Annotated in this window: 17 protein-coding genes; 6 read left to right on the top strand and 11 right to left on the bottom strand. The window is 33.7% G+C overall.

From position 1 onward, the window contains the following. Positions 1-23: 23 nt before the first annotated feature. The 9 genes from CELLY_RS04645 to CELLY_RS04605 form a co-directional block, all read right to left on the bottom strand. Positions 24-680: a peroxiredoxin-like family protein gene (locus tag CELLY_RS04645; protein ID WP_013620500.1), complete on the bottom strand. Its 657-nt coding sequence runs from the start codon at positions 678-680 to the stop codon at positions 24-26. Positions 681-748: 68 nt separating this feature from the next. After that, a complete protein-coding gene (locus CELLY_RS04640; RefSeq protein ID WP_013620499.1) occupies positions 749-1,921 on the bottom strand; it encodes an MFS transporter in 1,173 nt (390 codons plus the stop codon). 85 nt (positions 1,922-2,006) lie between these two features. Then, positions 2,007-2,891: a helix-turn-helix domain-containing protein gene (locus tag CELLY_RS04635; protein WP_013620498.1), complete on the bottom strand. Its 885-nt coding sequence runs from the start codon at positions 2,889-2,891 to the stop codon at positions 2,007-2,009. 288 nt (positions 2,892-3,179) lie between these two features. Next, positions 3,180-4,811 carry a M26 family metallopeptidase gene (locus tag CELLY_RS04630; protein ID WP_013620497.1) on the bottom strand — a complete coding sequence of 544 codons (1,632 nt, stop codon included), beginning with the start codon at positions 4,809-4,811 and terminating at the stop codon, positions 3,180-3,182. A gap of 282 nt (positions 4,812-5,093) precedes the next feature. Then, the gene (locus CELLY_RS04625; protein WP_013620496.1) at positions 5,094-5,960 is read right to left on the bottom strand and encodes an alpha/beta hydrolase family protein; all 867 of its coding nucleotides are present in this window, start codon (positions 5,958-5,960) and stop codon (positions 5,094-5,096) included. Positions 5,961-6,028: 68 nt separating this feature from the next. Beyond that, a complete protein-coding gene (locus CELLY_RS04620) occupies positions 6,029-6,238 on the bottom strand; it encodes a cyclic nucleotide-binding domain-containing protein (protein WP_052306518.1) in 210 nt (69 codons plus the stop codon). Between the two features lie 134 nt (positions 6,239-6,372). Continuing rightward, a complete protein-coding gene (locus CELLY_RS04615) occupies positions 6,373-6,597 on the bottom strand; it encodes a cyclic nucleotide-binding domain-containing protein (RefSeq protein WP_042256650.1) in 225 nt (74 codons plus the stop codon). A 287-nt stretch (positions 6,598-6,884) separates the two neighbouring features. Then, positions 6,885-8,501, bottom strand: coding sequence for a phosphoenolpyruvate carboxykinase (ATP) (gene pckA / locus CELLY_RS04610; protein WP_013620495.1), 1,617 nt, complete (start codon positions 8,499-8,501; stop codon positions 6,885-6,887). 68 nt (positions 8,502-8,569) lie between these two features. Next, positions 8,570-8,956: a DUF423 domain-containing protein gene (locus CELLY_RS04605; protein ID WP_013620494.1), complete on the bottom strand. Its 387-nt coding sequence runs from the start codon at positions 8,954-8,956 to the stop codon at positions 8,570-8,572. Positions 8,957-9,035: 79 nt separating this feature from the next. Here CELLY_RS04605 and CELLY_RS04600 point away from each other — a divergent pair, with 79 nt between their 5' ends. The 6 genes from CELLY_RS04600 (at position 9,036) to CELLY_RS04575 (ending at position 14,507) form a co-directional block, all read left to right on the top strand. Then, positions 9,036-10,409 carry a saccharopine dehydrogenase family protein gene (locus CELLY_RS04600; protein ID WP_013620493.1) on the top strand — a complete coding sequence of 458 codons (1,374 nt, stop codon included), beginning with the start codon at positions 9,036-9,038 and terminating at the stop codon, positions 10,407-10,409. A 48-nt stretch (positions 10,410-10,457) separates the two neighbouring features. After that, complete coding sequence (locus CELLY_RS04595; RefSeq protein ID WP_013620492.1) at positions 10,458-10,928, top strand: Lrp/AsnC ligand binding domain-containing protein; 471 nt, start codon at positions 10,458-10,460, stop codon at positions 10,926-10,928. Between the two features lie 59 nt (positions 10,929-10,987). Further along, complete coding sequence (locus tag CELLY_RS04590; protein ID WP_013620491.1) at positions 10,988-11,347, top strand: hypothetical protein; 360 nt, start codon at positions 10,988-10,990, stop codon at positions 11,345-11,347. 236 nt (positions 11,348-11,583) lie between these two features. Further along, positions 11,584-12,414, top strand: a complete 831-nt coding sequence (locus CELLY_RS04585) for an MbnP family protein (RefSeq protein ID WP_013620490.1) — start codon at positions 11,584-11,586, stop codon at positions 12,412-12,414. 83 nt (positions 12,415-12,497) lie between these two features. After that, positions 12,498-13,526: a cytochrome-c peroxidase gene (locus CELLY_RS04580; RefSeq protein WP_042256646.1), complete on the top strand. Its 1,029-nt coding sequence runs from the start codon at positions 12,498-12,500 to the stop codon at positions 13,524-13,526. A gap of 3 nt (positions 13,527-13,529) precedes the next feature. Then, entirely contained in the window at positions 13,530-14,507 is a 978-nt protein-coding gene (locus tag CELLY_RS04575; protein WP_081457530.1) for a transporter family protein, read from the top strand. A 144-nt stretch (positions 14,508-14,651) separates the two neighbouring features. Here CELLY_RS04575 and CELLY_RS04570 read toward each other — a convergent pair whose 3' ends face one another. Further along, complete coding sequence (locus CELLY_RS04570; RefSeq protein WP_013620487.1) at positions 14,652-15,350, bottom strand: zinc metallopeptidase; 699 nt, start codon at positions 15,348-15,350, stop codon at positions 14,652-14,654. Positions 15,351-15,440: 90 nt separating this feature from the next. Further along, positions 15,441-16,541 carry an alanine dehydrogenase gene (gene ald / locus CELLY_RS04565; RefSeq protein WP_013620486.1) on the bottom strand — a complete coding sequence of 367 codons (1,101 nt, stop codon included), beginning with the start codon at positions 16,539-16,541 and terminating at the stop codon, positions 15,441-15,443. Positions 16,542-16,628: the final 87 nt, after the last annotated feature.

The following is a 16,628-nucleotide window of genomic DNA, read 5'->3' as shown; positions in this document are numbered from 1 at the left end:
TTTAGTTTCTATTTATAGTTCAACTAAAGTGTTTTTAATACGTCTATGATTTCTGAAATTTCTGCTCTTTTGCGGTAATCAGCATCAAGAAAAGCATATTGCACAATGCCTTTTGCATCTATAACATAAGTAGCTGTAATAGGTAGTTCGCTACTGTCATCGCCATTGTAATTTTTTAAGCCCAATTTGTTCTGGTATATTTCAGATAGCGCATCGGTTAGTTTATACACCAGTCCGTATTGTTTGGCAATCTTGTTTCCCACATCGCTTAAAACTTCAAATTGTAAATCGTGCTTTTCAGATGTGCTAAGAGATTTGTCCGGCAATTCTGGAGTTAAAGCCAAAAGATTTGCACCATATTTTTTAAATTCTGGCAGACTGTTTTGCAAGTACTGTAAGGTAATGTTACAGTACGGACACCAACCACCTCTGTACCACGTTAAAATCACAGGTCCGTTGTCTAAAACCGACTGTAAGTTGGTGCATTCTCCCAAGGCATTTTTTAATGTAAAATCGATTATTTTATCTCCAACGTTTACCGCATTTTCTAAAAATTGGGTAGCTACAATAGCCTCAAGGTTTTCAGTTGTCATTTCTTTTTGTGCCTCGGAAGCATTGGTTTCCCAAGCTGCTTGTTTTGCACTTAAAGCGTCTTTTAAATTTGTATGTTCTGTATTCATTTGTGTAATTTTTAAAAAGTGAATGTGTTTATTATCAATTGAAAGCGTAGTACAATTTCAATTGGTTTTTATTTCGATTTTCTCGAAATATGAAAAAGAAGGGCAATTGCAGCTAAAGCAAATCCAAAAATGGTAAGTCCTGTCCAGCCAAATTTGCTAATTACAGATACACCCAATGCAGAACCTGCAGATGCGCCTATGTAATAAAAAAGCATATAAATGGCATTGGCTCTACTTTGTGCATTTACATCTACCGAAAAAACACGCACCTGGTTTGGTATTTGAGAACCAAACACGCCCAAATCTAGCAGTACAATACCAATACAAAGCACCACCATATTATTTTGCCCTAATGCAAGCACCACAAAACTTACCAACACCAAACTAATGGAAACGGTCATTACCTTTCTAGCTCCAATTTTATCTGCCCATTTGCCCGCTATTTTAGCGCCAAAAATTCCGGCAGCACCAACAAACCCTAACAGACCTACTTGCTGTACCGATAACGAAAAAGGTTCTTCCATAACGTGTATAGCAATAGTTGCCCACATAGCGTTAAAGGCAGCAAACCAAAGTGCACCTACAAAAGCGGCTTCGCGTAAAAGTGGTTTGGTTTTTACCAAGGTGAACATTGATGCCAGTAACTGGTTGTATTTTAGTTTTGCCGTAGGTTTGTTTGATGGTAAGTAAACGTGTAACATAACACCAATTATGGCGGCAACAACGGCAGCAGTTAAAAACACACTACGCCAACCAAAATGCTCAGCTATAAATCCGCTTATAGTTCTAGACAATAATATACCGGTTGTTAAACCTGTCATTAATGTAGCCACTACTTTGCCTTTATTCTCTGGTGTAGCTAAAGACGAACCCAGTGGCAGCAATTGTTGCGTAATATTGGCTCCCAAACCTACCACAAAAGTAGCTGCCACTAAAATGCCAAAATTTGGAGCAAAATACACGCCCAGTAATGCTATAACCAAAGTGATAGATAAGTTTCTTATCACTGTTTTTCTGTTCATTACATCTCCCAACGGGGAAATAAAAAATATAGCCATTGCATACCCAATTTGCGATGCAGATGGTATAAAACCTAGCACACTTTCGCTAAGTCCTAATGATTCTCCAATAGACGGAATTAAAGGCTGATTGTAATATAAATTAGCTGCCGTTGCCGCAATGGCAGTTGCCATTATAAATAACAACTTATTGCTTAAAGGTTTTGTTTCTATGGTGTTCATTGTACTCTTCTAATTTGTTATGGGACAAAATTAGAGCAGAACAAAACCCTGTATAAGGTGAGTATTTTAGAGAAAATGATACTTTTTAAGGTAGTTTTCTAAAAGCGGCAGGTGTAATGCCTTCGTTGTTTTTAAAAAACTTGATAAAATTGGTAGGCTCATCAAAACCCATTTCATACGCAATTTGGGCAACTGAGCTGGTAGTTTGCTGTAACAAAGCCTTAGCGCGTAAGGTCATATAGTTAGATAAGATTTTTTTAGCCGTTACTCCTGTTACTTTTTTTACACATTCAGACAAGTAAATGGGAGTAATGTTTAATTGATCTGCATAGTCTGCAATGGTTTTATATTTTGAAGTTTCTTTAAGGATTAATTCTTCAAAATTGGCTGTAATTTCTTGGTAACGTTTTAGTTGCACCACTTCTGTAGCATTACCAACCACACGTTTTATTTGAAGCAAAAGTACCAGCACGTAAGAGCGTACTATTTCTACTTTATGGGAATCGTCCTTTTTAAATTCTTCATAAATGGTATCAAACAGGTTTTTAATTAAAGGTAAATCTAACTGTGATAATTTATAAGTGGGATTAGAGTTCAATTTAAAATAAGGAAACTCGTGCTGAATTTCGTATTGATGTTTTTTAGGTTCAAAGAAATCAGTCCCAAAAAGCAAGGAATAACCTTCTTCGCCTGGTATACCATTGGAGGTGTGTACCGAAAATAATTGTAAAGGCGAATTAAAAGCTATTGAATTGGTTAAGTCTTCAACCTTTGTGGTTCCTATTTGCCGTTTAGATAGGTTATCTGCATAAAAATCTATAGTAAAAAATGTTTTTAAATGTGGATTGAGTGCATCAGCGGCAATTTTGCTGGTCTCGTTAAATTTAAAAATATGAAAACCAGGGTGTATAGACTCACTTTTTACGTTTAAGTCTTTTAATAAGTCTGCAATGTTTAGATAGGTTTTCATAATTGTAAGTATGCTGTTTACATTGCTGTACAGGTTTGTTTTGTTAGCCGGATTAATTGCCTAATTTAGTGAATACACACCAAATTAAAAACTAACTATAAGAAATTAGTAAAGGTGATAAACTAGACGATAACGTTTAGTATTTAGCGACTTTATAATTAAACACAGACCTTTGGGTTAAACACCTAACCTCGTATTGTTTATAGGTATTGTTAGCATTAGTTATTATTTCTATGACCTGTTTTTTGAGTCACGATTTTCTGTCAATTTTAAAAAGGATAAAAACCACTAATATTTGCATTTTTTTTCAATCTCCAAATAAAGTGCTTCATATTTATAGCCTAGAGCTTTCAGAGAACTAACTTCTTTTAAAAAATTAGCTTTTGTTAGTGATTTAGTGCCATTTATAAACCTTTTGTTGTTTTTGGAATAACGTATTTTACCAATACCACTATTTTGATTTGTTAGTAATTTATTCCAATAACAGTTTTTAACTATAGCATAGCTTTTGTTACCTGCACTTTTTGTTGTTACTTGAGCTCCAACGTTGCCTAAACTGTTTTTTAATTCATTTGCTAATGTTTTAAAAAATACTTCATCATTTTCACTAAACTCAAGCATTCCAGAAATTACTCCTGCTATTCCTCCCACATTTTCTTTTCCAGTTATTTTTCCAATAGCACTTGTGTTTGATATTAGCCCATTAAAATTTAATTCACCTACAACACCTCCAACATTTTTTTCTCCAATAACATCACCTGTAGCATACGAATTATTAATATTGCCTTTTATAGAACCAACAATGCCTCCAACAAATTTTTTACCTTTTATATTTCCTGTTGAGTATGTTAGGTCTATAAATGAATCATATTCATGATAAATATCTCTCATTTCACCAACAATTCCACCAGCATATTCTTCAGTACAATTAATTGACCCGCTATTGTAACAATTAAAAACTAAGCTAGAAGTATCATTTCCTATAATGCCTCCAGTAGCATAATTTCCAAAAACACTCCCATTAAAGTAACAATAAAATATAGAACCAATCGAGCTTTGACCTACAATACCTCCTATTTCTCTCTTACCTTTTATAGTTGCAGAAGAAAAGCAATTATTTATAGAACCTGGACCTATTTCATTTTGACTTGATCCATTATCATAGTCGTAATCTCCTGAATTTCTACCCGCAATCCCTCCTATATTTCGCCAACCTATAACTTCACCAATGGAATTAGAATTGGTAATAATTGCTTCTTGCAAATCTCCGACTAGACCACCAACGTAACTCTTATTAGCTTCTAGTTTTCCTTTAAAAGAAGAGTAAGTTATTTTTCCATTTTTTTTTTCACCAATTAATCCTCCCAAAAAGAAATCTTCAGATTTTAGGGTTCCATTAACATGAGAATTACTAATTAAAGATTTATGGTCTTTACCAGCTAAACCCCCAACACTAGTTTTACCAGTAATGGAAATATTAACTAAATTAATACTATCTAAAGTACAATTTTCTAATACAGAAAATAAGCCTATTTGGTCTTGTTCTGGTCTATTAATATACAAGTTAGAAATACTGTAGCCTTTTCCATTATAAGTTCCGGAAAAAGGAATCCTTTTGGAACCAATAGGCATAAATCCAAGAGTATTTTCTTCTTTTTTAGTTTTTAAATCAATGTTATTGGTTTGTAGGTAATTAGCACTCCACTTAAACCTTAATTTATCCTCATCATCAAGTTTGTTTTGTGATGAAGATGTATCAAATTTTAAAAATAAATTAGGGTTAGATAACCATATTAAATCTTCTTTAGAATCTATAATGTAGTAAGTTTTTCCATCAATTATTTTTTTTTCAATATCGTTATTAGAACATCCCGTTATAAAAATAATAGTTGAAAGAATGAGTAATTTTTTTTTGAACATTGGTTTGATGATGTTAAAAACAATTAATATTAAAATAGGGGTGATTTCTTGAGTACAGCAGATGTATTTTTTAATTAATGCTAACGTTCAGTATAAGAAACGTAGGGCAGTTGATAAGCGATACGTTTCGGTTTGGTACTAAGCCAAATATAATATTTTGCTTTTATCTTTTTTGTTGAAAATACCAAATTTTATATTTGGCGACTTTATAAATAGACACAGACCTTTTGGTAAGCCTAAACTACCCTATGTTTTTTATACCTTGTTAGCCACTGGCTTTTATTATTCAGTTGGTAAATGCTTGTCTAAAAAATCATATACAAGATTAAAATGTTCCAAAGGTGCTATGTGCCCACCATCTATTGCTATATGTTTATTGTAATGCTTAAATTTTTTGTTTTTCAGTCTTTGGATTAATTGGTCAGACATTTCTGAAGCTGGCCATTGGTCATCGGTTTTACCTGATAATATCAATATAGCTCCGTTAATATTTTCAACTTCAATTTCAGCTTTTTTTAAAGCTTTTTTGTCTTCAAGCATCATTTTATGAGCAGTAAATAAATCTCCTTTTAATGCAGGTGAGATTGTTTTTAAAGGTGCTGGGACATAAGGAACGTCTTTTCCTTTGAAAGTCCAAGAAGAAGTGTTTGCAGACCAAGTAATTGCAGGGAAGCTTACATTCGATGTTGACATTGCAATAACAGCATTGAAATGGTCAAATCTACTAGCTAAATTTAAGACTAATTCTCCACCACGAGAACCTCCAATAAGTGCAATTTTTGATTCATTAATTTTAGAATTTTTTTTGGCAATGTTGATTATCGTATCTGAAATTGCATCAAGTGAAATTCTGTCGAGATTTTTCGGTGTTCCTTCTGAATTGAAATATCCAATAGCTAAAATCGCATAACCTTTTTGAATAAGACTGTCTCTCTTACTTTTCATATGGTTTCTATGCCAATCAATTCCACCTTCTGCACCACCAAAAGCTACAATTAAAGGTTGATTTTCAGAATCTCCTAAATATAATAGAGTTTCAACAACTCCATGTTGTTTTGATAAATTCGGTATATACGTAAATATGTAAACTATTCCTGAGATTAAAGCTAGCGTAAGGATTAATAATATTCTTTTCGTTCTTTTCTTCATTATGAGTTTTAATTTAGAGTTAAAGTTCGTGATTTAAATTATTAGAACTTTTGACCTAAATCAAATAATTACTTTTTAGCCCTAATTCTACTTAATGTTTCTTGCGTTATTCCTAAATAAGAGGCAACCATTCCTAAAGGAATACGATGATAAATCTTAGAGTAAGTTTCTTGAAAGTGATTGTATTTTTCTTTAGCAGAAGTAAATCTCATTGAGGTAATACGCTCCATAAAATGACCAAAAACTGTCCCCATTGATAAACGAGCATAACGTTCCATTTCTGGAAAATTATCAAAAAGATATACAAGGTCGTTTACATTTATAAAATATGCTTCGGTATTTTCAATTGCATCAATATAGTAGATGTCTTTTTCTCTTTGTGTAAAGCTTCTTGGTGAATTAACCCATTCATCTATTCCTGAAAAATATTCGCTGATTTCTTTTCCATCTTTAATAAAATACCTTTACTAATGAAATAACTTTTTTTAGAAATATTGTTTGCATCTAAAATAAGTTCTCCTTTTTTAAATTCAATCGGTTTTATTCGTTTTGAAAGTTCAGATTTTAACTTTTCTGAAAGTGTAATAAACTTTTCAAAGTGGGTGTATATAATTTCCGTTTTTTCGATGTTATTCAATTTTGAGTTCGGTTGTTTCTTTAGCTTGTGGCTAACTACTCAATAACCTCAATGTATTGCGTTTATTCCTCCAATACGGCTGTATAAACGCACATTTAAGTTTTAAGCGTTTAATTTTCCTACAATTTATAATTATTTTTTTATTTTAAAAATGTAAATAAGTGATAAAGCACGTTTTTTATTATAACTATTAAAACGTATATCTTTAAAAATAAAAAATCCAGAGAAGCTAGCTCCTCTGGATCTGTAATTAAAATTATTAAGCTGTATTAGGTACAGTGTTGTATTTAAAATGCGTAGCGTTGTGGGCCACCTCTTCTAATTTCTTCATTAGCGTAGGCTTCAAACTTTTTAAAGTTTTCGCGGAACGCGTTAGATAATTTAAAAGCTGTTTTGTAGTACTCTTCATCATTATTCCAAGTTGTTCTTGGGCTAAGTACTTCTGTAGGTACACCAGGACACTCTCTAGGTTGTGCAACACCAAATACAGAGTGTATGTGGTATTTGTCATAAGAGTATAAACCTAAGTCACCATTTAATACTGCATTAATCATAGCACGTGTGTACTTTAATTTCATACGTGTACCAACACCGTAAGGTCCGCCTGTCCAGCCAGTATTAACCAACCATACATTAACCCCAGCTTCTTGCATTTTTGTACTTAGCATTTCTGCATATTTAGTTGGGTGTAATGGCATAAATGGTGCACCAAAACAAGCAGAAAAAGATGGTACCGGCTCTACAACACCAGCTTCTGTACCTGCAACTTTAGCTGTGTAACCAGATATAAAGTGGTAAGCAGCTTGCGCAGGAGTTAGCTTAGATATTGGAGGCAGTACACCAAAAGCATCTGCTGTTAAAAAGAATATGTTTTTAGGGTTAGTACCTATAGATGGTTCTTGTATGTTTTCTATATTATAAATAGGGTAACTAACTCTTGTATTTTGAGTAATAGAGGTGTCTGCAAAATCTACAGCGCCCTTATCATCCATTACAATATTTTCTAGAATAGCACCTTTTTTAATGGCACCAAATATTTCTGGTTCGTTTTCTGCAGATAGGTTAATTACTTTAGCGTAACAACCACCTTCAAAATTAAAAACAGAGTTTTCATTAGTCCAACCGTGCTCATCGTCACCAATTAATTTTCTGTTAGGATCTGCAGACAGGGTAGTTTTACCTGTACCAGATAATCCAAAGAAAATAGCAGTGTCACCATCTTTGCCAACGTTTGCAGAACAGTGCATAGGCAATGTGCCTTTGTAAACAGGTAAAATAAAGTTTAACGCAGAAAAAATACCTTTTTTAATTTCTCCTGTGTAACCAGTACCACCAATTAAAGCAATTTTTCTTGTAAAGTTTAAAATTGCAAAATTGTGTTGGCGTGTACCATCTACTTCTGGGTCTGCCATAAAACCTGGGGCATTAACAACAGTCCATTCTGGGTTAAAGCCATTTAGCTCTTCTACAGTTGGTCTTAAAAACATGTTGTAAGCAAACATATTAGACCAAGGGTACTCGTTAATAACTCTAATGTTTAACTTGTAATCTTTATCAGCGCATGCATAAGCATCTCTTACATAAAGTTCTTTTTCGTTTAGATAATCAATCACTTTATCATAAAGTGCATCAAATTTATCTGGTGCAAAAGGAATGTTAATATCTCCCCACCAAACTTTGTCAGCAGTTACATCATCCTTTACAATAAATCTATCCATAGGAGATCTACCTGTAAATTCGCCAGTATTAATTGCTAAAGCTCCAGAAGAAGCTTCTTTACCCATACCTTTATCTAAAGTTATTTTGTGCAATTCTGACGGAGATAATTGATAATTAATGTCAGTGCTTGTAATACCATATTCCTCCAACGAAATCGTTTTCGTGTCTGGACTATAAGTGCTCATAGTTTTAGTTTTTTTGTTAATGCAAAGCTAAAAAAATTTTGCAGTTATATAGTTTAATTGTCAAATGTTTAGTTAAAATGTTTAAAAATACGATAACCCAATAAAAACCATCCAATTATTAAAAATAATCCACCAATTGGAGTTGCAAGTGCTATAGATTTTGCATTAAATCCTAAAATTGTATCAATACTTAAAATATATATAGAAAAACTAAACAGAAAAATACCTATTACCAAAACGTAAAAAATTTGCTTTTTATGCTTTTCTGTAAGTTTTGGTAGTACACCTAAAACCAACAATAAAAGTGCGTGGTACATTTGGTATTGTGTTCCTGTTTTGTATGATGCTATTGCTTTAGCATCTACCAAATTCTCTAATCCGTGTGCACCAAAGGCTCCAAAAATTACTGCAGTAAAACCAAAAAATACTCCAGCACTTAAAATTGTTTTGTTCATAACAAAAAACGTTTGTAAATTTATAAATGTAACAAAACTGATCATTGTATCAGTATCACAACCAAAAGTAATAAAACATATGTTAAGACAAATACTTGTATTAGGTGCCGGAAAATCTACCGCTTATTTATTAGATTATTTACTAGAAAAAGCTGCTGAAGAAAGCTTACATATTACTATTGCAGATTTACAACCACAAAATATAGCGCCACATATAGCAAATCATCAGGCTTGTAGTGTAGTTGGTTTAGATATTTTTAATATAGAAGAAAGGCAAAAACTGGTACAAAAGGCAACCTTAGTAATATCTATGTTGCCAGCAAGTTTACACATACAAGTAGCTAAAGATTGTGTTAATTTTAAAAAACATTTGGTTACAGCATCTTATGTTAGTGATGAGTTACTTGGTTTAAATAAAGAGGTAAAAGACAACAAGCTTGTTTTTATGAACGAGATTGGCCTAGATCCTGGTATAGACCATATGAGTGCTATGCAAGTAATAGATAGCATTAGAGAAAAAGGAGGTAAAATGTTGTTGTTTGAGTCTTTTACAGGTGGTTTGGTTGCGCCGGAGAGCGATACTAATTTGTGGAACTATAAATTTACTTGGAACCCAAGAAACGTAGTGGTTGCTGGACAAGGTGGTGCGGCAAAATTTATACAAGAAGGTACCTATAAATATATACCTTATAACAAACTGTTTAGAAGAACAGAGTTTTTTAATGTAGAAGGTTTTGGTAGGTTTGAGGGGTATGCAAACAGAGATTCTTTAAAATACAGAGAAGCGTATGGTTTGCAAGATGTGCTTACCTTATACAGAGGCACTATGCGCCGCGTTGGTTTTTCTAAGGCGTGGAATATGCTTGTAGAATTAGGAATGACAGATGATAGCTATACTATTGAAAACTCTGAGAATATGAGCTACAGGGCATTTACAAATTTATTTTTACCGTACTCACCAACAGATTCTGTAGAGCTAAAACTACGCCATTACTTAAAAATAGATCAAGATGATGTAATGTGGGGCAAGTTGTTAGAACTACACCTTTTTGACGACACCAAATTTATAACACTTAAAAATGGGACGCCAGCACAAATACTACAGCAAATTTTAGAACAAAGCTGGACACTAGATAAGGATGATAAAGATATGATTGTGATGTACCATAAATTTGGGTACAGCCTTAACGGAGAAAACAAGCAAATAGATTCTAATATGGTTGCTTTGGGTAAAAACCAAACGCATACAGCTATGGCAAAAACTGTTGGTTTACCGGTAGCAATGGCAGCTCTGTTAATTTTAAATAACAAAATAAAAACTTACGGTGTACAAATACCTATTACCAAAGAGGTGTATGACCCTATTTTAAAAGAATTACAGAATTTTGGGATTGTATTTAAAGAGTATAACACAGAATATAAAGGATACAATTCTGCTAAACTACATAGTTAACATTTAACGCTATTTAAGTATATTTACAGTTAATTTATAGCTAAACTTATGAAATTTGATAACGATAGAATAAAAATTGACGGAATAGACAAAAAAATTATAAGGTATCTTATGCAAGATGCTCGTAAGCCTATTTTAGAAATTGCTCGTAAAATAGGAATTTCTGGTGCAGCTATCCATCAACGTTTACGTAAGTTAGAAACATCTGGACTAATGTCCGGTTCTAAGTTTGTTATTAACCCAAAAGTTTTAGGGTATACTACAATGGCATACATTGGTATTTTTTTAGATAAGGCAATGAGCAACCCAAAGGCTGTTAAGGAGCTAGAGAAAATTCCAGAGGTTTTAGAGTGCCACTATACTACAGGCAACTGGTCTATTTTAATAAAAGTGTTGTGTAAAGATAATGAGCATCTTATGCATGTTTTAAATAAAGAAATACAGCAAATACAAGGTGTTTCTAGAACCGAAACTTTTATTTCTTTAAACCAGCAAATAGATAGGCAAATACAAATATAATTGTAGCTATTTATGACAAATGTTCTAGGTTTAATTTTTTTTAATTGTAAATTTGCGGCGTGAAACAGACCTTACTCATAATTGCAATTGTTATTTGCTTAAAGCCAATATTTCCGTTTATGGAGTATGTGGTTAATTATGATTATATTTCTAAAGTACTGTGTATTAACCAAGATAAACCAGAACTAGAATGTAATGGTAAATGTGCGTTAATGAAATCTATAGAAAAATCTACGCAAGAAGAACACAATGAGCAGGGTGTTGTAAAGTCAGAATTTCAGTTGTTATTTCATCAAAATAACCAAGATGTTTTTGTAAGCACACAAATTTCACCTCAAAAAAAATCAAAAATACTTTCTGCAGAGAGTAACTATCATTTTAAATCGGTTTTTAGCCTTTTACGTCCTCCTATTTCTTAAATTTTATTAGTTAAGCTTATTGTTTGTGTTGCTTTTTCAGTTTTTATTGAAAAATCATCATTTGTTGTGCTGTTTTTTAATCAGCCTATAGCTTAACAACGTCTCAGTTTATTTTATTAAAAAAATAATTCAGGTGATTCTTTTCTTAAGTATTCACGCCTTTATTTTAATTCTTTTTTATAAGCTAAACATCTAATAAAATCACATAAAAAATAAGGAAATAGTAAAAATTTAAAATGAAAACAAAATTTTTAAAATCGATAGTAGTAAGTTTTAGTTTAATTGCATTGGCATCTTGCTCATCTGATGATGACGGAGAAATGGACAATGTTAACCCAGGACAAGTTACACTAGAATTTGATAATGGTTTTGCAGGAAACAATTTAATAATAGGTAATGCTAATACAGCAAATGCTAATGGTGAGGCCTTAACCGTATCTCGTTTAAATTACATAGTAAGTAATATTGTTTTAATAGATGAGGATGGTATGGAGTACACTTACCCAAAAGAAAGTAGCTACTTTATTATTAGTGAAGATTCTAATGATGAGTTGGCAGACAATACAAAAGTAGTTTTAGAAGATGTGCCAGCAGGTACATACACAGCTGTTAAATTTGGTATTGGTGTAGATAGAGAAAAGTACAACCAGGGATTAAGCGGAGCAGGAGAGTTTTGGGATGCTGCTGGTGAGTATGACATGACGTGGTCTTGGGCTGCAGGTTACAAGTACATTAATTTTGAAGGTACTTACACATCTAACACAACTACAGATGAGCAGTTCTGGGTACACTTAGGTAGAGCTAGTGATGAGGTTACAAACTATACAGAAACTACTATAGAGGTGCCTTCTGGTTCTGCAATTATTGTAAATGAAGTAATGGCTCCAGAAGTACATATTATTACAGATGCAAATCAACTTTTAACAGCTGCTGAGGCTGTAAGTTTAGAGGCATATGACAATGCTATAATGGGTGGCGAAGGTGCAGTGAAAGTGGCAACTAATGTGCCGTTAGCATTTAAAATAGATCATGTACACAACAACGAAGCTGGTAACAGCAGTCACTAATTAATAATTGTGTGTTGCAGGCCTGGTTTTAGTTTTGGTTTTAGCTGGGCTTGTGGCACCTATTATTTCTTTTTTTAGTTGTAATGAAAAAAATTAGCTTCTTTTTGGTTGTATTGGCTTTTGTAAGTTGCCAGAGTGATGATGATGGGTATACTAATATTCCGGTAGAGTTAGAGGTGCCTGCTCATTTCCCTGAAGTAACTTATAATTTAGCTCACAATCCGTTAACAAAAAACGGAATAGAACTTGGCCGTAAATTGTTTTATGAAGGTGCAGTGTCTTCTACAGGTACGGTTTCATGTGGTACTTGTCATGAACAAAAATATGCGTTTACTCATCACGGACATACATTTAGCCATGGCGTAAACGATTTAGAAGGGACAAGAAATACACCTCCTGTACAAAATATGGCTTTTTTAGAAAATTTTGCTTGGGATGGTGCAACGGGTCATTTAGATCTTTTTCCTGTAATTCCTATTACTACAGAGGTAGAAATGGATGAGACCTTAGAAAATGTGATAGCAAAGCTGAAAAATAAACCAGACTACAAAGCACTTTTTGCTGCGGCTTTTGAAGATGGTGAGGTAAATTCTGAAAATTTTTTGTTAGCGTTGTCACAGTTTATGGTCACTATGATTTCTGCAGATGCTAAGTATGATAAGTACATAAATAACCAAGTGCAACTAACAGAGATAGAACAGCAAGGTTTGGTACTTTTTGAGCAAAAATGTGCTAGTTGTCACGCTACAGCATTATTTTCTGATGGTAGTTTTAAAAATAATGGTTTGCAACCCAATACCAAATTAAATGATTTAGGTAGGAGTGTAGTAACTGGTTTTGCAGAGGACAATTATAAGTTTAAAGTGCCCAGCCTTAGAAATATTGCGGTTACTGCACCGTATATGCATGATGGTAGATTTGGGTCTTTAGAGGCGGTACTTGCTTTTTATGATAGTGGAGTTGTAGACTCGCAAACCTTAGATCCTTTATTGCGTAGTGGTGAGAGATTGGGTATTGCTACAACAGCAGAGGAAAGGGTGGCAATTATTGCCTTTTTAAACACCCTTACAGATAATACTTTTTTAACGGACGAACGATTTTCAGAAAAATAGAATATGAAAAATTTAACAATAATAACGTGTCTATTGGTTGCGTGTAATGCGTTTGCAATGCATAAAACAGAACCAACAGACAGTTTGCCAGCAACAGCAACAACAAAGCATTACGTTTTTGAAGACTTTTGCGATACTTGTGGCTGTAGTGGTAATGGTGGTAGTATGGGGTTTGGTACAGGTTTAGACACTAATTTTGCAGGTGTGCGTTACATATCTCAAAGTTACAGGTCTAGAGATGGTATATTTAACAATTCACCTTGGATAGATGAAAACTTTAATACATTACAGGCTTGGGGTAGAATACCTTTGGGTAAGCGTTTTTTAGTTAACGCTATAGTTCCTTATCATTTTCATAATAGAGAGTTTGCAAATGAGTCTTCTCAAAATATTAATGGTTTGGGAGATATTACATTGTTGGGGTTTTATAAAATTTTAGCAAAGCAAGATAGTATTATGGTTGTTGGTCCGCAGCACTCTTTACAAGTTGGTGGTGGAGTAAAAATGCCAACAGGTAGTTTTGATAGGGCTAATAATACCGGAAGTGTAAACACTAGTTTTCAATTAGGAACCGGAAGTTGGGATTATGTTACTGCAGTTAATTACGGACTTACACATAACAATTGGGGGATGTCTGCAATGGTAAATTATACGTTTAAAACAAAAAACACTAAAGATTATCAGTTTGGTAATCAGTTAAACTATGGTTTAAATACTTATAAAACATATTACTTGTCTAATGATTTTGCATTAACGCCTGCAGTTGGTGTTAGTGGAGAAAATTATGATGAAGATGAGTCTTACGGATTAACAGTGTTAAACACAGGAGGTAATGTTTTTTTTGGAAAATTTAGTGTAGAGACTAGTTACAAAACATACTCGTTAGGGGTAACTACAATGTTGCCAATAGATCAAGATTTAAATAATGGTAAGGTTGAGGTAAAAAATAGATTGTCTTTGTACCTAAACATAAACATTTAGCAATGCATAATTGGGCGTAATGTATAACGCTAACTACAGTTAGTTCTAATGGTTTGGGGGAATTTTTTAGAACGTCATTATGTCCAATAAAAAAGGGTGTCTTTAAGTAGACACCCTTTTTGCTTTTTGTATTTTTTATAAAAATTAATCTCGTCCAAATACTTGGTAAGCCCAATACACTAATGATGCTAAAGCACCTAAAGCAGCTACAAGATATGTTCTGGCAGCCCATTTTAATGCGTCTTCTGCGCCAGCATATTCTTCTTGGCTAAGCATATTTTTGTTTTTTAACCAAGCTAATGCACGGTTACTAGCATCGTATTCTACTGGTAAAGTAACAAAACTAAACAATGTGGCAAAGCCCATCATTACCAAACCGGCAACTGCTATCCAAAATCCTACACCGCCAGCAACACCAGATACCGCCATTAGAACAACACCACCATAAACTACCCATTGAGACATACTTGATGTTACACTAACAACTGGCACTAATTTAGAACGCATTGTTAGCCATTGGTATGCTGTAGCATGTTGCACAGCGTGTCCACATTCGTGTGCAGCAACTGCAGCAGCAGCAGCATTACGTTGGTTGTAAACACCTTCACTAAGGTTTACGGTTTTGTTTGCTGGGTTATAATGGTCTGTAAGCATACCAGGGGTAGAGATAACTTTTACGTCTCTAATACCATTATCTGCCAACATTTTTTCTGCTATTTCTGCGCCACTCATACCGTTGCGCAATTGTACTTTAGAGTACTTTTTAAATTTGCTTTTTAGCCTGTTGCTAACAATCCAGCTCACTAAAGCAACTGCACCTATAATAATATAATATGTATACATAGTTTGTGTTTTAAAAAATAAATATAACAATTAAAAAGCAAAAACCTCGCCAAATTTAGCGAGGTTTATTTTACTGACAGTTGTTTGTATTTATGCTAATGCTTCTTCCCAGCCAAAAGCTTCAATAATTTCATTGTAAACTATTTTTCCTGATACAATGTTTAAACCTTTGTGTAAAGAGGCATCTTGTTCACAAGCTGCTTGCCACCCTAAGTTGGCTAGTTTTAAGGTGTATGGCAGTGTTACATTGGTTAATGCCATTGTAGATGTGTATGGTACAGCTCCTGGCATATTAGCTACAGAGTAGTGTACAACATCATCTATAATGTAAATTGGATCTTGGTGGGTAGTTGGTTTGGTGGTTTCTACACAGCCTCCTTGGTCTACAGCAACATCTACTATTACAGTACCTGGTTTCATTTCTTTTAGCATATCTCTGGTGATAAGGTTTGGAGCTTTAGCACCTTTTAAAAGCACACCGCCAATAATAAGATCATGTGTTTTTATGTGTTTTCTAATATTAAACTCGTTAGAAAACTCTGTTGTAACGTGTGGTGGCATTACATCATTAACATAACGTAAGCGTTTCATGTTTACATCTAGTATGGTGACGTGTGCGCCCAAACCAGCTGCCATTTTAGCAGCTTGTACGCCAACAACACCAGCGCCTAAAACCAAAACTTTACCCGGAGCAACACCAGGTACGCCACCTAAAAGTACACCTCTACCTTTAACAGGTTTCTCTAAGTATTTTGCACCTTGTTGTATTGCCATTCTTCCTGCAACTTCAGACATTGGAGTTAGTAGTGGCAAAGTGCCGTCATTGTCTTCAACAGTTTCGTAAGCAATACATATGGCTTTTTGCTTAATCATTGCTTTAGTTAGTGCTTCACTAGATGCAAAATGAAAATATGTAAATAAAATTTGTCCTTCTCTTATAAGGTTGTATTCCTCTTCTATAGGTTCTTTTACCTTTACAATCATATCACTCATTGCGTACACTTGAGCAATAGTGTCTAAAATAGCTGCGCCAGCTTGCTGGTAATCTTCATTGTTAAAACCACTGCCTAAACCAGCTCCAGACTGTACATAAACAGTATGGTTATTTTTTGTCAATTCAAAAACCCCACCTGGTGTCATACCAACTCGGCTTTCGTTATTTTTAATTTCTTGAGGAATACCAACAATCATAATTAACTATTTTAGATTTTGGTGCTAAATTAAATTAATTATTAAAAGTATTTCTAATTAATCGATAAAAATAAGGGGTGTGAGGTT

The sequence above is a fragment of the Cellulophaga lytica DSM 7489 genome, assembly GCF_000190595.1.
GTDB lineage: Bacteria > Bacteroidota > Bacteroidia > Flavobacteriales > Flavobacteriaceae > Cellulophaga > Cellulophaga lytica.
Note: the sequence above shows the minus strand (reverse complement) of the source record. Positions and strands in the feature narration are given on the sequence as shown.